Consider the following 17377-nt stretch of genomic DNA (forward strand, 5'->3'; position numbering starts at 1 on the left):
GGACAGCGACACGCCGACACCACGGCGTGTCGCTGTCCGATACTCACCGCAACTCAGGCTTCGTCATCCGGACAGCGCGGCCGGCCAGCTGTGGACCGGTTCGCCGGTGCGCATCAGCTCGCCGTAGCGGCGGGTCATCGCCGCCAGCGCGGCGTCCCGCTCGAGGCCGCTCTCCCGCGCCCGGTGGTACGCGGCGGCCTGCCAGGACGCGCCGTTGACCCGGCGCCGGCAGCGCTCCTCGATGATCCCCAGGTAGCGCTCGCGGTCGGCGGGCTCGACGCCCCAGGCGTCGAGCCCTGCGGCGGCCAGCGGCAGCAGTTCCTCCTGGACGAGCCGGACGGCGGGGATCCGCACCATCGAGGAGGACCGGCCGCCCGGCTTGGGCCACCGTAGGACCGCGTCGATGCCATGGCGGCAGGCCGTGTCGAAGTTGGCCGCCGCGGCCTCGAACGGCAGCCGCTTCCATATCGGGCGCGGCTCGTCGGCGAGCGCCCGCACCAGGCCGTAGTAGAAGGCGGCGTTGGCGATGACGTCGCTGACGGTGGGCCCGGCGGGCAGTACGCGGTTCTCCACCCGCAGATGCGGTACGCCGTCGGCGACCGCGTACACGGGGCGGTTCCAGCGGTAGATGGTGCCGTTGTGCAGCACCAGCTCGCTCAGCCGCGGCACCCCGCCGTCGTCCAGCACCCGCAGCGGATCCTCGTCGTCCGCGGTCGACAGCAGGGGCGGGAAGAAGCGCAGATTCTCCTCGAAGAGCTCGTGCGCGTCGCTGATCCAGCGCTCGCCGAACCAGGTACGCGGCCGTACGCCCTGGGCCGCGAACTCCGGCGGGCGGACGTCGGTGGCCTGGAGGAACAGCGGCGGGCGGGACTCGCGCCACACCTCCCGGCCGAACAGGAAGGGGGAGTTGGCGCCCACCGCGATCTGCGCGGCGGCCACCGCCTGGGCCGCGTTCCACACGGCCGCGAACCGGCCCGGGGTCACCTGAAGGTGCAGCTGGACCGAGGTGCAGGCGGCCTCGGGTGCGATCGAGCCGGAGGCGCAGCGGAACCGCTCCTCGCCTTCGACATCGATCAGGAAATCCTCGCCGCGGGCGGCCAGCATCTGTTCGTTGAGAAGTTTGTAGCGGTCGTCGTAGGAGAGGTTGGCGGAGCCCAGGTCGCGGGCGACAAGGGTCGGCAGAATTCCGATCATAACGATCTCGGAGTCGACTTCCCCCGCCTTGCGATCGGCATATGACAAACCAGTCCGGAGCTCTTCCGCCAACTGGTCGAGAACCCTGCCGTGCAAACGGTGCGGCACGATATTTACTTCAAGATTGCACTGCCCGAGTTCGGTCTGGAAATCGTGACTCGCGATTCTCTCCAGAACCTCGGCGTTCATCATCCTCGGCATCCCGTCGGACCCCGCGAGATTCAGCTCGATCTCCAGCCCCATGAGATTCTTGGGGCGGTCGAAACGCTTCTCGGCCAGGAGCCGGGCCAGCGCCTCCAGGCCCTGCCGGAGCCTGGCGCGCTGCCGCTGCCGCCCGGACGGATCGAACTCTCCGGCTACGACCTTCTCCCCCATCGAAGCGTCCCTTCCTCGACTGGATCAACGGCTCTTGGCCGCGCACATCACGCACGATGATGCCCAGCCAATGTGATCGATAACGCCACACAGGGACTGCCCAACCGATAGGCTCCGCACAACGCCGGATTGCCGTGATGAAAAACACCCGCCAGATCAAGCCTACCCAGGCTGGGTTAAAATGCCAGGTCATATCCGTGCATATGGCAGAGAATCGGCGAAAATCCCCTCGCCCCGGTGGTCCGGATTAGCGCTTGCCCGCAATGCCGGGGACAGGTACATGAAACACGACGGGAACACTTGTCGTATAAACTCGGCAACCGTGGCAGAGAGACAGCGCCCTGACATCTCGTCAGTGCCCCTCTGACCCGCGTTTCACCGACAGCGCCATCCGCACCTGGCACGCCAGCGCTCCACCGTGTCTCCGAAGTGAGAGGCGACCCAACCATGCCGCTGCACGTCCCCTCGGCTCCAGCGCCTGCTCTGAACAGCATCCGCACGGCCCTCGGTTCTCCCACCGCCGTCCGCACTCCGCTCCTCGCCACCCTGGACGGGCCCTTTGAACTCGAACTTCCCCTGCCCGTCCACGTCCTGGACGACATCACCGCCCCCGACGGCCCGCCGCGCGCCCGGCTCACCGGATGGCGGTTCCTGATCCGCGACGGTGAGCGCACGGTGGCCTCCGCCGAGGCGATGCTGACGGCCGACGGCTGGGTCTTCTCACACTTCTCCGAAGGCCCGTATGTGTCCTCGGCCGAACTGGCGCTGAGCCAGGCCGAGTCGCTGTCGTCAACCGAGGACAGGGGCTACCAGCCCCGGCTGCTGTCCATTCCGGAGCTGTACATGCTGACGCTGTGGCTGCGCGGCGACCCTGACGTCGACGCCGAAGAGGGCCACCTCGCCGCGGCCGATCTGCTGGTGCCGCTCACCCCCGCCCCGCCCGGGATCGCCGCTCACCGCGCGTACCGCGCCGCGGACCTGCTGCCGGTGCTCACCCTCCGGCTGACGCGGACGCCGCTGCTGGGCTCCTCGGCCTGACCGCCCGCGGCCGAGCACCGTCCACGGCCGAGCGCCGCCCGCGGCGGCCGCAGCCCGCGCCCGAGCGCCCCGTGATCCCCCGGATCGCGGGGCGCTCCGCTGCGGGCTCGTAACAGTCCCGTCAGGATGAACCGCCGACCGGGTCGATGCGTCATTATCTAGCGGGTACGGGTCCTCGAAATCCGTGCGAAAACCGGCTCTTAGGGCAACACTTGGAGCAACCGACCGACTGACCAACGGGGGGCGGCCATGACTGCCGCAGCAAGTCACAGGACACTCACCACATCGCAGCGAGAGATCCCTTCCATGTGCCAGCACCAGCCGCCCTGCCCGTCTGCCGACTCCGCCGACCGGGAGGCCGCCCATCTCGTGGCGCACCACCCCGAGCAGGGCTGGAGCCTGCTGTGCAACGGCGTCCTCTGCTTCGAGGACACCGGTGAGCTTCTGCCGGACGGGCAGATCATCGCCCCGCACCGGCCGCTGGACGCCGAGCGCGTCGTCACGGCGGCCTAGCGAATTTTCAGGGGCCGGCCCGGCGCTTCAGCCGCACCGGCCCCGTACCCGACCGGACCCGCCCGGTCAGCTCTCGTACGACTCCAGCGGCGGGCAGGAACAGACCAGGTTGCGGTCGCCGTACGCGCCGTCGATCCGCCGTACCGGCGGCCAGTACTTGTCGGCCGGCGACACCCCGGCCGGGAAGGCCGCCTCCGCCCGGGTGTAGGGGTGCTCCCACTCCCCGCTGAGCGCGGCCGCCGTGTGCGGGGCGTTCCGCAGCGGGTTGTCGTCCTGGGGCCACTCCCCCGAGCCGACCTTCTCGATCTCCGCCCGGATGGCGATCATCGCCTCGCAGAACCGGTCCAGCTCCGCCAGGTCCTCGCTCTCCGTCGGCTCGATCATCAGCGTGCCGGCCACCGGGAACGACATGGTGGGCGCGTGGAACCCGTAGTCGACCAGCCGCTTGGCCACATCGTCGACGCTCACGCCGGTCGCCTTGGTCAGCGGCCGCAGATCGACGATGCACTCGTGGGCGACCAGGCCGCCGGGGCCGGTGTAGAGCACCGGGTAGTGCGGCTCCAGTCGCTTGGCGATGTAGTTGGCGCCGAGCACCGCCACCTGGGTGGCCCGGCGCAGCCCCTCGGCGCCCATCAGCCGGACGTACGCCCAGGAGATGGGCAGGATGCCCGCCGAACCCCAGGGCGCGGCCGCGACCGGGCCCACGCCGGTCGCCGGGCCCGCAGCGGGCTGGAGCGGGTGGTTGGGCAGATACGGCGCCAGGTGCTCGCGCACCGCGACCGGGCCCACGCCGGGGCCGCCGCCGCCGTGCGGGATGCAGAAGGTCTTGTGCAGGTTGAGGTGGGAGACATCGCCGCCGAACCGGCCCGGCCGGGCCAGCCCCACCAGGGCGTTGAGGTTCGCGCCGTCCACGTAGACCTGGCCGCCCGCGTCGTGCACGGCCGCGCAGATCTCGCTGATGTGCTCCTCGAACACGCCGTGGGTCGAGGGGTAGGTGACCATCAGGACGGCCAGTTCGTCGCCGTACTGCTCGATCTTGGCGCGCAGGTCGTCGGCGTCCACCTCGCCGTCCTCGCCGGTCTTGACCACGACGACCTTCATGCCCGCCATCACGGCGCTGGCGGCGTTGGTGCCGTGCGCGGAGGACGGGATGAGGCAGACGGTGCGCCGCTCCTCGCCGTTGGCCCGGTGGTAGGCGCGTACGGCCAGCAGCCCGGACAACTCGCCCTGCGATCCGGCGTTCGGCTGGAGGGAGACCTTGTCGTAGCCGGTGACCTCGGCCAGCCGCTCCTCCAGCTCACGGATCAGCGTCAGATAGCCCTGGGCCTGCTCGACCGGCGCGAAGGGGTGCAGCGCCCCGAACTCCGGCCAGGTGATCGGCTCCATCTCGGTGGTGGCGTTGAGCTTCATGGTGCACGAGCCGAGCGGGATCATGCCCCGGTCCAGGGCGTAGTCGCGGTCGGCCAGGCGCCGCAGATAGCGCAGCATCGCGGTCTCGGAGCGGTGCCGGTGGAAGACCGGGTGGGTCAGATACACGTCGCCGCGCAGCAGGTCCTCGGGGAGCGCGTCGGCCGCCGCGGCGTCCAGCTCGTCGATGGCGGGCAGCCCGCCGTCCACGCCGAAGGCCGACCACACGGCGGCGAGCTGGGCGCGCCCGGTGGTCTCGTCGCAGGCGATGCCCACATGGTCGGCGTCGGTCTGCCGCAGGTTGACCCCGGCCTCGCGGGCCGCGGTGACGACCTCGGCGGCCCGGCCCGGGACATACGCGGTGAGGGTGTCGAAGAACGCGCCGTGCACGATCTGAACGCCCCCGGCCCGCAGCCCCTCGGCCAGCACGGCCGCGTAGCGGTGGGTGCGCCGGGCGATGGTCCGCAGGCCCTCCGGGCCGTGGTAGACGGCGTACATCCCGGCCATCACGGCGAGCAGCACCTGGGCGGTGCAGATGTTGCTGGTGGCCTTCTCGCGGCGGATGTGCTGCTCGCGGGTCTGCAGGGCCAGGCGGTACGCCTTGTCTCCGTCGGCGTCGACCGAGACGCCCACCAGGCGGCCCGGCAGGCTGCGGGCGTAGGCGTCGCGGACGGCCATGAAACCGGCGTGCGGCCCGCCGAAGCCCATCGGCACGCCGAACCGCTGGCTGCTGCCGACCGCGATATCGGCGCCCAGCTCGCCGGGCGAGGTGAGCAGGGTGAGGGCGAGCAGATCGGCGGCGACGGTGACCACGGCGCCGAGCTCATGGGCCCGCTCGATGACCGGGCGCAGCTCGCGCACCGCGCCGGAGGCGCCCGGGTACTGCAGCAGCACGCCGAACACCCCGCGCTCGGCCACCTCGGCCGGTATGCCCGCCGAGAGGTCGGCGACGACCACCTCGACACCGGTGGGTTCGGCGCGGGTCCGGATGACCGCGACGGTCTGCGGCAGAGTGTCGGCGTCGACCAGGAACACCCCCTGCTTGACCTTGCCCACCCGGCGCGACAGCGCCATGGCCTCGGCGGCGGCGGTGGCCTCGTCGAGCAGCGAGGCGCCGGCGGTCGGCAGCCCGGTCAGGTCGGCGACCACGGTCTGGAAGTTGAGCAGCGCCTCCAGCCGGCCCTGGGAGATCTCCGGCTGGTAGGGCGTGTACGCGGTGTACCAGGCGGGGTTCTCCAGCACATTGCGCAGGATCACCGGCGGGGTGAACGTCCCGTAGTAGCCCAGGCCGATCATCGGGGAGAGCAGCTGGTTGCGCTCGGCCAGGCCGCGCAGCTCGGCCAGCACCTCGGCCTCGCTGCGGGCCGGGGGCAGCCGCAGCTCCTGGGCGCTTCCGATGACCTCCGGCACGGCGGCCTGGGTGAGTTCGTCGAGGGAGCCGAAGCCGACCTGCGCGAGCATCTTGGCCTGCGCCTCGGAGTCAGGTCCGATATGGCGCCGCTCGAACGGAGTACCGCGTTCCAACTCGGTCAGTGAGGTGCGATTGGCGGTCATCTGCGAGGCCTCCTGGTCTGTACGACCTACGAGGGGCACCACGATGCGGGTGCCCGAACGGCCTCCCCCTCTGTCATCTCAACCTGAGAGCTTCACCGGGCCCGCGGGCGGCGAGCCGGCTTTCACCGTCGGTGAGGAGGGGTCCCGGAGCCGTACTCGCCCGTGGCCCGCCCTGCTTTCCAGAGTGACCTCACCCGCGCGGTACGTGTGCCTGAGAGATTCCGGGGAGGATTTGCTCCTTCGGCGCCTCCGACGACGTCGGCGGAGAGCTCTCCCGCACGGGGTCTGCAGCCACCGTCAGCCTACCAGCGAGCCTGTCGCCAGGGTTTTTGGGGAAAGCGCTCGAGTGGACGCGCGCGGCGTTGTGGCTTTTCGTAGGGATCACAAGGAAACAGGGGGATTCATGGAAAAATCGCCACCTGTGGGAGAGAGTGTGCAGACCGACATCGATCCGCGGACCCTCATCGGCCGCAAGGCCTTCGACCGCGATGGCGCGAAGATCGGCACCGTGGACGAGGTCTACCTCGACGACGCGACCGGCGAGCCGGAGTGGGCGGCGGTACGCACCGGCCTGTTCAGCCGGGACGTGTTCGTGCCCCTCGAACCCAGCCAGGTCATCGACGACGCGCTGCGGGTGCCGTACGAACGGGCGCTCATCAAGGACGCGCCGGACTTCGGGGTCGGCCGCCATCTGTCGCCCGAGCAGGAGCTGCAGCTCTACCACCACTACGGCCTGGACGTCACCGGCTGACCTTGGTGAGGCTCCCGGGCCGAGCCCGGGTCGTGGCCCGACCCCTGGCCCTCGCCCCGGCCCTCGTCCTCGGCCGGGGCGTGGGCGTCGGCGTCGCTCTCGGCGGGCCGGAGCAGCGGCAGCGGGTCCGCGGGCTCCAGTGCCGGGTCGTCGACCGCGAACGTCCGCACCCGGCCCGGCCTCGACCAGGGCTCCTCGAAGCGCACGGTCACCCGCCCGACCCCGCTGCCCTGCACCCACCCCGCCCCGAGCTCCGCATGCCGCACATCGCAGCCGGGCAGCCAGCGGCGGGGCCGGTCGGCGCCCTCGTCGTCCTCCAGGGCCGCCAGGGCCGCCAGGGCGGACTCCGGTGTCCCTCCGGCCTCGCCCGTCCCCCCGGCGGCCTCCTGAGCCTCCTGGGCCTCATGAGCGGCCTGGGCGGCGGCAGCCTGGGCGAACAGATCCTCCTGGGTGTAGTCCGCCAGACCGCTCACGCCCACTCCCAGCAGCCGCACACCCGCCGTGGTGTCCACACCTTCCAGCAGCCGCGCCGCGGCCTCCCGCACCACCGCCGGATCGTCCGTCGGCCCGCGCAGCGTCTCCGAGCGGGTCAGCGTGGAGAAGTCGTAACGCCGCACCTTGAGCACGACCGTGCGCCCCGAACGGCCGGCCCCGCGCAGCCGCCGCACACACCGGTCGGCGAGCCGCGCCACCTCCAGCTGTACCCGCGTGCGGTCGGTGAGGTCGACGTCGTACGTGTCCTCCACCGATACGGACTTGGCGTCCCGCTCGGCCACGACCGGCCGATCGTCCTGCCCACAGGCCATGACGTACAGCGAGGCGCCATGGGCCTTGCCCAGCAACCGGACCAGCTCCTCCTCCCCCGCCTCCCGGGTCTCGGCGACGGTGGTGATCCCGGCCCGGCGCAGCGCCTCCGCGGTGGCCGGGCCCACGCCGGGCAGGGTGCGCACCGTCAGCGGCCCCAGCAGCTCCCGCTCGGTGCCCGGCTCGATGAGCACCAGCCCATCGGGCTTGGCCCGCTCGGAGGCGATCTTGGCGAGCATCTTGGACCCGGCCAGGCCCACCGAGCCGGTCAGCCCGGTCGCGGCCACGATGTCCGCGCGCAGCCGCTCCCCCACGGCCAGCGCCGCCTCGGCCGTGGCCGGGACACCGCCCGCCTCCAGATCCACGAACGCCTCGTCCAGGCTCAGCGGCTCGACCAGTGGGGACAGGGTGGCCAGCAGGGCCATCACCCCGTCACTCACCTGGCGGTACAGGGAGAAGCGGGGGGTGAGATACGCCGCGTTCGGACACAGGCGGCGGGCCTGGGCCATCGCCATGGCCGAGTGGACCCCGAAAACCCGCGCCTCATAGGAAGCCGTGGCCACCACGCCGCGCGGCCCCAGGCCGCCGACGATCACCGGCTTGCCGCGCAGGCTGGGCTTGGCCGCCTGCTCCGCCGAGGCGTAGAAGGCGTCCATGTCCAGATGCAGAATCGTCGGCGCACCCCTCACACCTACAGATGCTGCCGCATGCCACTGACAATCGGGACTACCCGTCTGGACTGCCAGTCGGCCCACGGGCCACTGGCAACCGGGCACTGACGACCGGGGGCGGCGGCTCCGCGCTCAGCCCGCGCGGTTGCGGCGCCGGGCGAGTTCGTCGGTGGGGTTTTGTCCCACCAGCGTCTCGCCGGTGTCCACGCGCTCGCCGTGGAGCTGCTCCAGCGCGCTCTCCACGTCCCGCCACACCACGCCCACGGCGATCCCGAAGACGCCCTGGCCGCCCTGGAGCAGGTCGACCACCTCGTCGGGCGAGGTGCATTCGTAGACCGTCGCCCCGTCGCTCATCAGCGTCATCTGGGCGAGGTCGTCGAGGCCGCGCGAGCGCAGATGCTGGGCGGCGGCCCGGATGTTCTGCAGGGACACCCCGGTGTCCAGAAGCCGCTTGACGATCTTGAGGACGACGACGTCCCGAAAGCTGTAGAGCCGCTGGCTGCCCGAGCCGTACGCCGGCCGCACGCTCGGCTCCACGAGCCCGGTGCGCGCCCAGTAGTCCAGCTGGCGGTAGGTGATGCCGGCGGCCGCGCAGGCGGTCGGCCCGCGATAACCCACCTTCTCGGGCTTCGCCACGGCGCCTTCGCGCGGCGGCGTGGCCTGTGCAGCCACCCGAGCCTTCAGTACCGGTTCGGCCGGTACGCTCCCGGGGAGCGTATACGGACCGCCTGCCGCCGTGCCGTCGCCGCTGCTTCTCACGCCGACCTCCGTCCTCGACCTGCCTTCTCGACGGTAGGCAGTCACCCGGGGTGCGTCAACGATCGCCACACTCGGCACGCCGAGTGATAATCACCCTAAGGGTGGTTTCCCGTATCCCTCTTGCGGGAAAGGCTACTCGAATGTGCTGTCGAAGACCGGCGGACAGCACAGCTTCGGCACAGCTCACGGTCCACCGCTCCCTGGCCGCCGATGGCTCGCCGGCCGGGCTCACTGGCTGCTCGTGCCGAAGTCCTCGGGCGAGATCTGGTCGAGGAACTCGCGGAACTTCTCCACCTCGTCCTCCTGCTCGTCCGGGATGGCGATCCCCGCGTCGTCCAGCACCCCGTCACTGCCGTAGATCGGCGTGCCGGTGCGCAGCGCCAGCGCTATGGCGTCGGACGGCCGGGCGCTGACCTCCACGCCGCTGGCGAACACCAGCTCCGCGTAGAAGACACCCTCGCGCAGGTCCGTGATGCGGACTTCGGTGAGCTGCTGGCCGACCGCGTCGAGCACGTCCTTGAAGAGGTCGTGGGTCAGCGGGCGCGCCGGAGCCATGCCCTGCTGAGCGAAGGCGATCGCCGTCGCCTCTCCCGGTCCGATCCAGATGGGGAGGTAGCGGTCGCCTCCTACCTCGCGCAGGAGCACGATCGGTTGGTTGGAGGGCATCTCCACCCGGACACCCACGACGTCGAGCTCGTTCACACAGCAACCCTAGGACGTGCCCGGCCGGTTTGGATAGTCGGGACCGAGCCGGTCACCGGGAACCGGCCCGCAGAGCGGACTGGACAAAGGCCGCATGAAGCCGCACGGACAGCTCGGCCAGCTCCCGGGCGCTGGCCTCCGCATGGGCTCTGGTCTGCGGATTCGGGTGTCGCCGCAGCGGGGCGACCACCTGCTCGAGGAGTCCCACGTCGCGCTCCGCGGCGGCTTTCATGATCCTCAGATGACGTGGTTCCAGACCGAAACGACCCAGGTCCGCGACGAGCCTGGCGACGGTCACGGCCTCGATGTCGTATCCGCCGTCCGCACCCGGACCGATCAGCCCGAACGACTCCCACTCGGCCAGCTTCCCCTCGTCGATCCCGGTGGCGGCCAGCAGTTCGGCCCGGCCCACCCGGGCGGCCGTAGGGCGCTCCACGGCGCCCTCCAGCCCCTCCTCGGCCGATGATCCCTCCGGCAGGGCGCCGGGGGCCTCGGCGGGCAGCTGGGGCCGCTCTCCCCGCTCCAGGGCGTCCAGATGCTCCCGGATGACCTTCAGCGGCAGGTAGTGGTCACGCTGCATACGCAGCACATGGCCGAGCCGCTCCACGTCCTGCGGGCTGAATTTGCGGTAGCCGGAGGGTGTGCGCCGCGGCTCGACCAGGCCCTCGGCCTCCAGAAAACGGATCTTGGAGAGGGTGACCTCGGGGAATTCGTCCCGCAGCAGATTCAGCACGGTGCCGATGCTCATCGCTCGGCCGCCCGCGGGGGCGGTGCCGGTGTCGGCACCGCCCGACGGTGTCTGAAGCATGGACCTCCCCTGACGGGTCAGATACCGAAGCCTCGCTGGCTCGGGTAGAAGACCAGCCGGTACTTGCCGATCTGCACCTCGTCACCGCTGTTCAGGATGGCCGAGTCGATCGCCTCACGGTTGACGTACGTCCCGTTCAGGCTGCCGACGTCCGCGACGGTGAAGGAACCGTCCTGACCGCGGCGGAACTCCACATGGCGGCGCGAGACGGTCACGTCGTCCAGGAAGATGTCGCTCTGCGGATGACGGCCGGCCGTGGTGACATCGCTGTCCAGCAGGAAGCGGCTGCCGGAGTTCGGCCCGCGGCGGACCACCAGCAGCGCGGACCCCGGGGGCAGCGCATCGACGGCCGCCTGAGCCTCCGGGGAGAGCGAGGGCAGCGGAGTCTGCCCGGTCACCTCGGCGTCATATGCCTCGAGACCGGAGATCGAAATGGTGGACGTGGTCTCCGAAGCACGCTCGGAGGGAGCCTGGCCCCGCAGCGGCGCGCCGCAGTTGGAGCAGAAACGGCTGTCCTGGGCGTTCTGATGGCCGCACCTCTGACATACCGGCAAGCCGAACCCTCCGCCCGTGTTCGCGGTCGATGGCTCCCCGAAACCTATGCGTCCGGACGCGGAAGGGTCAACAGAAGACGCGCCCTGACCACCCGGAATGCCGCCGCCGTCCCGGAACAGCGGACGCTCCTCGCTCACCCCGCTCTCCTCTGGGGCACGATGAGCGCGATGGCGGGCGGTGCTGCTGCCGTCCTGACGCGCGCTCTTGCCGAACAACTTCCCGAACAACTTCACGGGCGATTCCCCTTGACTGAAACAGACCCGCCCGTGGGGCAGGGCAAACCCTCGATGCACACACCAGACGGTCCGGACATCCTCACAACGTCCGTGACCACCAGACAGTTTCCATCACGCGCGACTCTTCCGGTACGCCGACCCCCCGCGTCCTCGTCGTATGGCCGCGAGACTCCCATACCTGACCACCTCACCGCGACGACGACCGAGCGTAGTCAGGCCGCTTCGCGGACCGCAAGGCGTCGACGACGATCTTCTTCGAGCGCTCGATGGACACGGTGGCCTGCTCCTTCTCCAGGCTCTGCACCACTCCGCCCGGAATGTTCAGGGCCGGCTCCAAATCCTCCGGCTTGCCGATGACCTTGATCACGTACGGCAGTGTCACTTTCCGTCCATCGATTTCGACCGCGCCGCCGACGTCCGTGAAGTACGTGCTCGCGACCACCCGCACCTTGCCGATCTGGATCGCCTCGGCCCCGGCGGCACGCAGTTCCTGGACCGCGTCGAGCAGCATGTCCGACTCCACGGTGCCCTTCGACGCGTCGATCTTCATCGTGATACCCGGCCCCTCGGCGGCGACGGTGCCCGCGAGGACACCGAGCTGCTGCTCCTTTTGGGCCGTCTGCTTACGGGCCTCCTCGGCCCGGTCCGAGCTGTTCTCCAGCTCGGTCCGCTGCGTCTCCAGCCGCTGCTTCTCGTCCCGCAGCCGCTGGGTGCGGTTGTCCAGCTCGTCGAGGATCCGCACCAGGTCCTCCTGCCGGGCGCCGCGCAGCACGTTGTTGTTGTCATTGGTCGAGCGCACCTGGATGGCCAGACCGAGGCCGAGGCCGAACAGCAGGAGCGCGACGATGAGTTGAGCCCGCGTCAGCCGCGGCGGCCACAGACCCTTCACCAGCCGCTGACGGCCGTTGGACGCCTCCTGGACCTCCTGGACCGCCTCGGGCTCCGCGCGGTCCTGTGGACCGTCTCCGGGCCCCTCACCGGACTCTTCGCCAGGGCCCTCGGCCGGCTCAGGGGCCGGTGCGGTCTCCCGCCGCTCCCCCTCGGCCCTCTCCCGTCGCGCATCGGGGCTGCTCTCGGGCGTACGAGGCTCCTGCGGGCGATCGGGCCGCTCGGCCGGCTCGCGGGGCTGCCTGGGCTCCTCCGCCGTGTCGTCAGTCGTCATCGGCTCACGCCCGGAAGACATGGCGGCGGATGGCGGCGGCGTTGGAGAAGATCCGGATGCCGAGCACGACCACGACGCCGGTGGACAGCTGGGCGCCGACCCCGAGCTTGTCGCCGAGGAAGACGATCAGCGCGGCGACCACCACATTGGACAGGAACGAGACGACGAAGACCTTGTCGTCGAAGATCCCGTCGAGCATCGCCCGGAAGCCGCCGAACACCGCGTCGAGCGCGGCGACGACGGCGATCGGCAGATAGGGCTCGACCACCGTCGGCACCACGGGTTGGACCCAAAGTCCGACCACGACTCCCACGACGAGGCCCAATACGGCGATCAAGATGTGCCCTTCCCTGTGTCGGTGCCGCCCTTCCGGGCGCCACCGGCTATCGGTTCTGCGGTTCGTACGATCAGACTCGGCGCGGCCGGAAGCCGCACCTCGTCCGCGGCGGAAATGCTCGTGCTGACGCCGTAGTTTTCGTGCAGTACATGCAGGTACTGTCCGTCGGCACTGTCCTGGAAGGTCGTGCTCAGCCGCCGTCCGTCCCCCACCGCGAGCACCGTATAGGGCGGCACCAGCGGTTTGTTGTCGACCAGTATGGCGTCCCCCGCGGCCCTGATCGCCGACAGGGCCGTCAGCCGCTGTCCATTGATCGAGACGGCCTCGGCGCCGGACTCCCACAGGCCATTGACGACCCGCTGCAGATCGCGGTCGCGCACCCGCCCCGTATCGGAGAAGCCCGTGCTCTGCCGCGGTCCTCCGCCGCCCTGGTCGGCTTCCTTGGCGTCATTGACGACCAGCTTGACCCCGGGGCCCTTCACCTCGGTCGCCCCGGACAGCAGCGCGAGCAGCTCGCCCTTGTCCCCGCCGTGCTGGTCCAGCGCCTGCCGCTGCCGGTCGTCGACCTCCCCGCGGAGCCTGTCCAGGCTCTTCTGGAGGTCGTCCGCGTTCGAGTTCCCCGACTCGATGCGGTCGATCAGCTTTTCCCGGTCCTTGGCCAGCTTGGGCGCCGATATCCGGGCCTCGTCGGCGCCGATGGTCACGATGCCCGCGGCCAGCAGCAGCCCCGCCGCCAGCACCAGCCTGCCGCGCAGGGTGCGCGGCAGACCCCGCCGCCCCTCCGTACCACGGCGCGCGGCAGCCTCCGCATACCCCTCGTCGAGACTGTGGTCCATCACGTTGGTCAGCAGCGACATGGACGCGTCGAGACGTGGACGAGGGCTCGGCGGAGCTGTGCTCCGAACGGGGGGCTGCTGCGGCATGCCGCACATCGTCGCACGTCGGGGGCGCAGCCGCCGAATGGCCCCACCGGCGCGCCGGAGGCAGGCCATGGGCGGCTGCGCAGCCCCTTGTGCGCCCGGGGACCGCCTACGGGCTCCCAGACGCTCCCCACCAGGGGGAACGGATCAGCGCCCGGCGCTGTCCACCACGGCGGACCACTCATCGAGCAGCCCCTGCGCGGACGCGTCGTCCGGTCCCTCCGCCCATAGATGGGTGACCGCCTCCGCCGGGTCGGGCAGCACCATGACCCAGCGGCCGTCGGCCTCGACCACCCGCACCCCGTCGGTGGTGTCGACCGACCGGTCGCCCGCCTCCTCCACCACACGGCGCATGACCAGCCCCTTGACCGCCCACGGAGTGGCCAGATCCCGGTGCAGGACATGGGCGCGCGGAATACGGGCGTCGATCTGGCTCAGGGTGAGCTGGGTACGGGCCACCAGACCGATGAGGCGTACAAAGGCCGCCGTACCGTCGAAGACGCTGCTGAACTCGGGGATGATGAAGCCGCCCCGCCCGTCCCCGCCGTAGATCGTGCCCTCCGCCCTGGCGACCCGGGTCAGGTCGTCGGCCGCGGTCGTCGTCCACTCCACCTGCGTGCCGTGGTACGCCGCCACCTGCTCGGCGATACGGGTGGTGGTCACCGGCAGCGCCACCCGGCCACTGCGCCGCTCCGCGGCCACCAGGTCCAGCATGACCAGCAGGGCCCGGTCGTCCTCCACGATCCGCCCCCGCTCGTCCACCAGCGAAAGCCGCTCGCCCACCGGGTCGAAGCGCACGCCGAAGGCCGCGCGGGCCGAGGCCACGATCTCACCGAGCCGCACCAGACCCGAGCGGCGCGCCTCAGCCGTCTCGGTGGGACGCGATTCGTTCAGGCCTGGGTTGATGGTCAGCGCGTCGACGCCGAGCCGGCCGAGCAGGCTGGGCAGAACGAGCCCGGCGCTGCCGTTCGTGGCGTCCACGACAACCTTGAGGCCGGATTCCGCGATACCGCTGGTGTCCACGGCACGCAGCAGGGAGCCCGTGTACGAGTCGAAGACGCTGGAGGGGAAGCTGAGGTCGCCGATCTCTCCGGGGAACGCCCGCCGGTACTCCTGGCGCGCGTACACCCGGTCCAGCTTCCGCTGCCCGGCGGCGGACAGATCGGCGCCGCGCTCGTCGAAGAACATGATGTCGACGGAGTCGGGCACGCCCGGCGAGGTACGGATCATGATCCCGCCGGCGCTACCACGCGCGGTCTGCTGGCGGGCCACGGGCAGCGGCACATTCTCCAGGTCCCGCACATCGATGGCGCTGGTCTGGAGAGCCGAGATCACGGCTCGTTTGAGCGCCCGCGCACCTCGGGAGTGGTCACGCGCGGTGGTGACCGTCGAGCCCTTCTTGAGGGTCGTGGCATAGGCGCCGGCCAGCCGTACGGCGAGCTCCGGGGTGATCTCCACGTTCAGGATCCCGGACACGCCGCGGGCGCCGAAGAGATGGGCCTGACCGCGCGACTCCCAGATGACCGACGTGTTGACGAAGGCGCCGGCCTCGATTGTCTTGAACGGGTACACCCGGACATTGCCCTGGACGATCGATTCCTCACCGATCAGGCATTCATCACCGATGACCGCGCCGTCCTCGATCCGGGCCGCCCGCATGACGTCGGTGTTCTTTCCGATGACGCAGCCGCGCAGATTGGCCTGCTGACCGACGTACACATTGTCGTGAACCACGGCTCTGTGCAGAAAGGAACCGCTCTTCACGACCACGTTGGACCCGACGACCGTGTGCTCGCGGATCTCCGCGTCCGCCTCCACCTTCGCGTAGTCGCCGATGTAGAGCGGGCCGCGCAGCACGGCGTCCTGATGCACCTCGGCGCCCTCGGCGACCCATACCCCCGGGGAGATCTCGAAGCCGTCGATTTCGACATCGACCTTGCCCTCGAGCACATCGGCCTGGGCCTTGACATAGCTCTCGTGGGTGCCGACGTCCTCCCAGTAGCCCTCGGCGACATAGCCGTAAATCGGCTTGCCTTCCTTCATCAGCTGCGGGAAGACATCACCGGACCAGTCGACGGGAACATCGGGCTCGACATAGTCGAAGACCTCCGGCTCCATCACATAGATGCCGGTGTTCACGGTGTCGGAGAAGACCTGACCCCAGGTGGGCTTCTCCAGAAACCGCTCGACCCGGCCGCCCTCGTCGACGATGGTGATGCCGAACTCGAGGGGATTGGGCACACGGGTCAGACAGACCGTGACCAGCGCCCCGTTCTGCTTATGGAAATTGATCAGCTCGGTGAGGTCGAAATCAGTCAGGGCATCACCCGAAATCACGAGAAAGGCATCGTCCTTGAGTGCCTCTTCCGCGTTCTTGACGCTGCCGGCGGTGCCGAGTGGCTTTTCCTCATTGGCGTACGTGAGCTCCATCCCGAGCTCCTCGCCGTCCCCGAAGTAGTTCTTGACCAGCGACGCGAGGAACTGGACGGTCACCACGGTCTCGCACAGACCATGCCGCTTGAGCAGCCGCAGCACATGCTCCATGATCGGCCGGTTGGCCACTGGCAGCAACGGCTTTGGCATGGTCGAGGTCATCGGGCGCAGGCGAGTACCCTCGCCTCCCGCCATCACGACGGCCTTCATGTCGGAAGCGTCCTCCTTGAAGAGACGACGGTCATGCCGACTGGCGCACCCCGATGGCCCACATACCTATCGCACTACGGACACCCCACCGCTACGGGCTGCCACATCAGCGAGCTCAGTCGGCCGCGGCGTCCGCCTTGACGAGACGGCGGACCTGGACCACGTACAGGACTCCTGCCCACCAATAGAGCGTTGTACCCCATCCGGCGAACGCCCATCCGAAAATAGCAGCGATTGTGTGAAGTGGGCCACTTCCATCACTCAGAAGGAGCAACGGGAAGGCGTACATCAGGTTGAAGGTCGCTGCCTTGCCGAGGAAGTTGACCTGGGGCGGGGGATAGCCATGACGCCGCAGGATGCCGACCATGACCAGCAGCACCAACTCCCGCGCGAGAAGCACCGCGGTCAGCCAGATCGGCAGGATGTCGCGCCAGGTCAGGCCGACGAGTGTAGACAGAATGTAGAGGCGGTCGGCCGCCGGATCCAGAATCCGGCCAAGGCTGCTGATCTGGTTCCAGCGGCGGGCCAGCTTCCCGTCGAGATAGTCGCTCACACCGCTGAGCGCCAGCACGAGCAGCGCCCATTCATCGCTCTTCGGCCCGCCGAACTCAGGCCGCAGGATCAGCCACAGGAAAAGCGGCACGCCGAGCAGACGCGCAGCGCTGAGGATGTTCGGGATGGTGAGCACGCGGTCGGTCTGGACGCGTGTCTCCTGGACCTCCACCCGGGAGCCTCCTGTGAGAACGGTGCCGATGGATGCCCCATGACCTTACCGGTAGGGTATCGAGGCCTGGCACGGGGCCCCGGGCACGAAAAAAGCTCCGGGCGGAAACCAATGGTTCCCACCCGGAGCTTTATCAAAGATTGTTCGGCGGTGTCCTACTCTCCCACAGGGTCCCCCCTGCAGTACCATCGGCGCTGAAAGGCTTAGCTTCCGGGTTCGGAATG

Annotated in this window: 15 protein-coding genes, 1 rRNA gene and 2 riboswitches; of the genes, 3 read left to right on the top strand and 13 right to left on the bottom strand. The window is 69.9% G+C overall.

Annotated features, from left to right (window positions below; genetic code table 11):
* Window positions 1-63: 63 nt before the first annotated feature.
* The gene (locus ACWDSL_RS43980; protein WP_450494135.1) at window positions 64-1569 is read right to left on the bottom strand and encodes a glutamate--cysteine ligase; all 1506 of its coding nucleotides are present in this window, start codon (window positions 1567-1569) and stop codon (window positions 64-66) included.
* A gap of 447 nt (window positions 1570-2016) precedes the next feature.
* Between ACWDSL_RS43980 and ACWDSL_RS43985 the strand changes: the two genes are divergently transcribed.
* Window positions 2017-2607 (top strand): hypothetical protein, encoded by a 591-nt coding sequence (locus tag ACWDSL_RS43985; protein WP_450494136.1) that lies wholly within the window; start codon window positions 2017-2019, stop codon window positions 2605-2607.
* A 306-nt stretch (window positions 2608-2913) separates the two neighbouring features.
* On the top strand, window positions 2914-3120 hold the full coding sequence (locus tag ACWDSL_RS43990; protein ID WP_089511810.1) for a DUF5999 family protein: 207 nt from the start codon (window positions 2914-2916) through the stop codon (window positions 3118-3120).
* Window positions 3121-3186: 66 nt separating this feature from the next.
* Here ACWDSL_RS43990 and gcvP read toward each other — a convergent pair whose 3' ends face one another.
* The gene (gcvP, locus tag ACWDSL_RS43995) at window positions 3187-6081 is read right to left on the bottom strand and encodes an aminomethyl-transferring glycine dehydrogenase (RefSeq protein ID WP_450494137.1); all 2895 of its coding nucleotides are present in this window, start codon (window positions 6079-6081) and stop codon (window positions 3187-3189) included.
* A gap of 63 nt (window positions 6082-6144) precedes the next feature.
* Window positions 6145-6269: riboswitch (glycine riboswitch) on the bottom strand.
* A gap of 1 nt (window position 6270) precedes the next feature.
* Window positions 6271-6368: riboswitch (glycine riboswitch) on the bottom strand.
* A 146-nt stretch (window positions 6369-6514) separates the two neighbouring features.
* On the opposite strand from gcvP, the gene ACWDSL_RS44000 reads away from it, so the two are divergent.
* Window positions 6515-6832 carry a PRC-barrel domain-containing protein gene (locus ACWDSL_RS44000; RefSeq protein WP_450494139.1) on the top strand — a complete coding sequence of 106 codons (318 nt, stop codon included), beginning with the start codon at window positions 6515-6517 and terminating at the stop codon, window positions 6830-6832.
* Here ACWDSL_RS44000 and ACWDSL_RS44005 read toward each other — a convergent pair.
* The 11 genes from ACWDSL_RS44005 to rrf form a co-directional block, all read right to left on the bottom strand.
* The gene (locus ACWDSL_RS44005) at window positions 6808-8325 is read right to left on the bottom strand and encodes a DNA polymerase IV (RefSeq protein ID WP_450494141.1); all 1518 of its coding nucleotides are present in this window, start codon (window positions 8323-8325) and stop codon (window positions 6808-6810) included. The two genes, ACWDSL_RS44000 and ACWDSL_RS44005, sit on opposite strands and share 25 nt — an antisense overlap.
* A gap of 114 nt (window positions 8326-8439) precedes the next feature.
* Window positions 8440-9066, bottom strand: coding sequence for a MerR family transcriptional regulator (locus ACWDSL_RS44010; RefSeq protein ID WP_450494143.1), 627 nt, complete (start codon window positions 9064-9066; stop codon window positions 8440-8442).
* A 228-nt stretch (window positions 9067-9294) separates the two neighbouring features.
* Window positions 9295-9768, bottom strand: coding sequence for a bifunctional nuclease family protein (locus ACWDSL_RS44015; RefSeq protein ID WP_014181304.1), 474 nt, complete (start codon window positions 9766-9768; stop codon window positions 9295-9297).
* Between the two features lie 52 nt (window positions 9769-9820).
* Window positions 9821-10576 carry a transcriptional regulator FtsR gene (ftsR, locus tag ACWDSL_RS44020; protein ID WP_450494144.1) on the bottom strand — a complete coding sequence of 252 codons (756 nt, stop codon included), beginning with the start codon at window positions 10574-10576 and terminating at the stop codon, window positions 9821-9823.
* A gap of 17 nt (window positions 10577-10593) precedes the next feature.
* Entirely contained in the window at window positions 10594-11424 is an 831-nt protein-coding gene (locus ACWDSL_RS44025) for an FHA domain-containing protein (RefSeq protein WP_450494145.1), read from the bottom strand.
* Window positions 11425-11554: 130 nt separating this feature from the next.
* Window positions 11555-12529 carry a DUF881 domain-containing protein gene (locus tag ACWDSL_RS44030; protein WP_450494147.1) on the bottom strand — a complete coding sequence of 325 codons (975 nt, stop codon included), beginning with the start codon at window positions 12527-12529 and terminating at the stop codon, window positions 11555-11557.
* A 4-nt stretch (window positions 12530-12533) separates the two neighbouring features.
* Window positions 12534-12866: a small basic family protein gene (locus tag ACWDSL_RS44035; RefSeq protein WP_089511818.1), complete on the bottom strand. Its 333-nt coding sequence runs from the start codon at window positions 12864-12866 to the stop codon at window positions 12534-12536.
* Entirely contained in the window at window positions 12863-13789 is a 927-nt protein-coding gene (locus ACWDSL_RS44040; RefSeq protein WP_450494149.1) for a DUF881 domain-containing protein, read from the bottom strand. Before ACWDSL_RS44040 ends, ACWDSL_RS44035 begins: the two co-directional genes overlap by 4 nt.
* 144 nt (window positions 13790-13933) lie before the next feature.
* Window positions 13934-16429 carry a sugar phosphate nucleotidyltransferase gene (locus ACWDSL_RS44045; protein ID WP_450494151.1) on the bottom strand — a complete coding sequence of 832 codons (2496 nt, stop codon included), beginning with the start codon at window positions 16427-16429 and terminating at the stop codon, window positions 13934-13936.
* Window positions 16430-16544: 115 nt separating this feature from the next.
* On the bottom strand, window positions 16545-17153 hold the full coding sequence (locus ACWDSL_RS44050) for a CDP-alcohol phosphatidyltransferase family protein (RefSeq protein WP_358702991.1): 609 nt from the start codon (window positions 17151-17153) through the stop codon (window positions 16545-16547).
* Between the two features lie 142 nt (window positions 17154-17295).
* Window positions 17296-17377, bottom strand: a 5S ribosomal RNA gene (rrf, locus tag ACWDSL_RS44055); the annotation flags it as partial.

It is taken from the genome of Streptomyces sp. NPDC000941 (genome assembly GCF_053599555.1).

Coding starts and splice junctions, on each gene's coding strand:
- ACWDSL_RS43980 (WP_450494135.1), bottom strand. CDS start 1,569: ATGGGGGAGAAGGTCGTAGCCGGAGAGTTCGATCCGTCCGGGCGGCAG.
- ACWDSL_RS43985 (WP_450494136.1), top strand. CDS start 2,017: ATGCCGCTGCACGTCCCCTCGGCTCCAGCGCCTGCTCTGAACAGCATC.
- ACWDSL_RS43990 (WP_089511810.1), top strand. CDS start 2,914: ATGTGCCAGCACCAGCCGCCCTGCCCGTCTGCCGACTCCGCCGACCGG.
- gcvP (WP_450494137.1), bottom strand. CDS start 6,081: ATGACCGCCAATCGCACCTCACTGACCGAGTTGGAACGCGGTACTCCG.
- ftsR (WP_450494144.1), bottom strand. CDS start 10,576: ATGCTTCAGACACCGTCGGGCGGTGCCGACACCGGCACCGCCCCCGCG.
- ACWDSL_RS44030 (WP_450494147.1), bottom strand. CDS start 12,529: ATGACGACTGACGACACGGCGGAGGAGCCCAGGCAGCCCCGCGAGCCG.
- ACWDSL_RS44040 (WP_450494149.1), bottom strand. CDS start 13,789: ATGCCGCAGCAGCCCCCCGTTCGGAGCACAGCTCCGCCGAGCCCTCGT.
- ACWDSL_RS44045 (WP_450494151.1), bottom strand. CDS start 16,429: ATGAAGGCCGTCGTGATGGCGGGAGGCGAGGGTACTCGCCTGCGCCCG.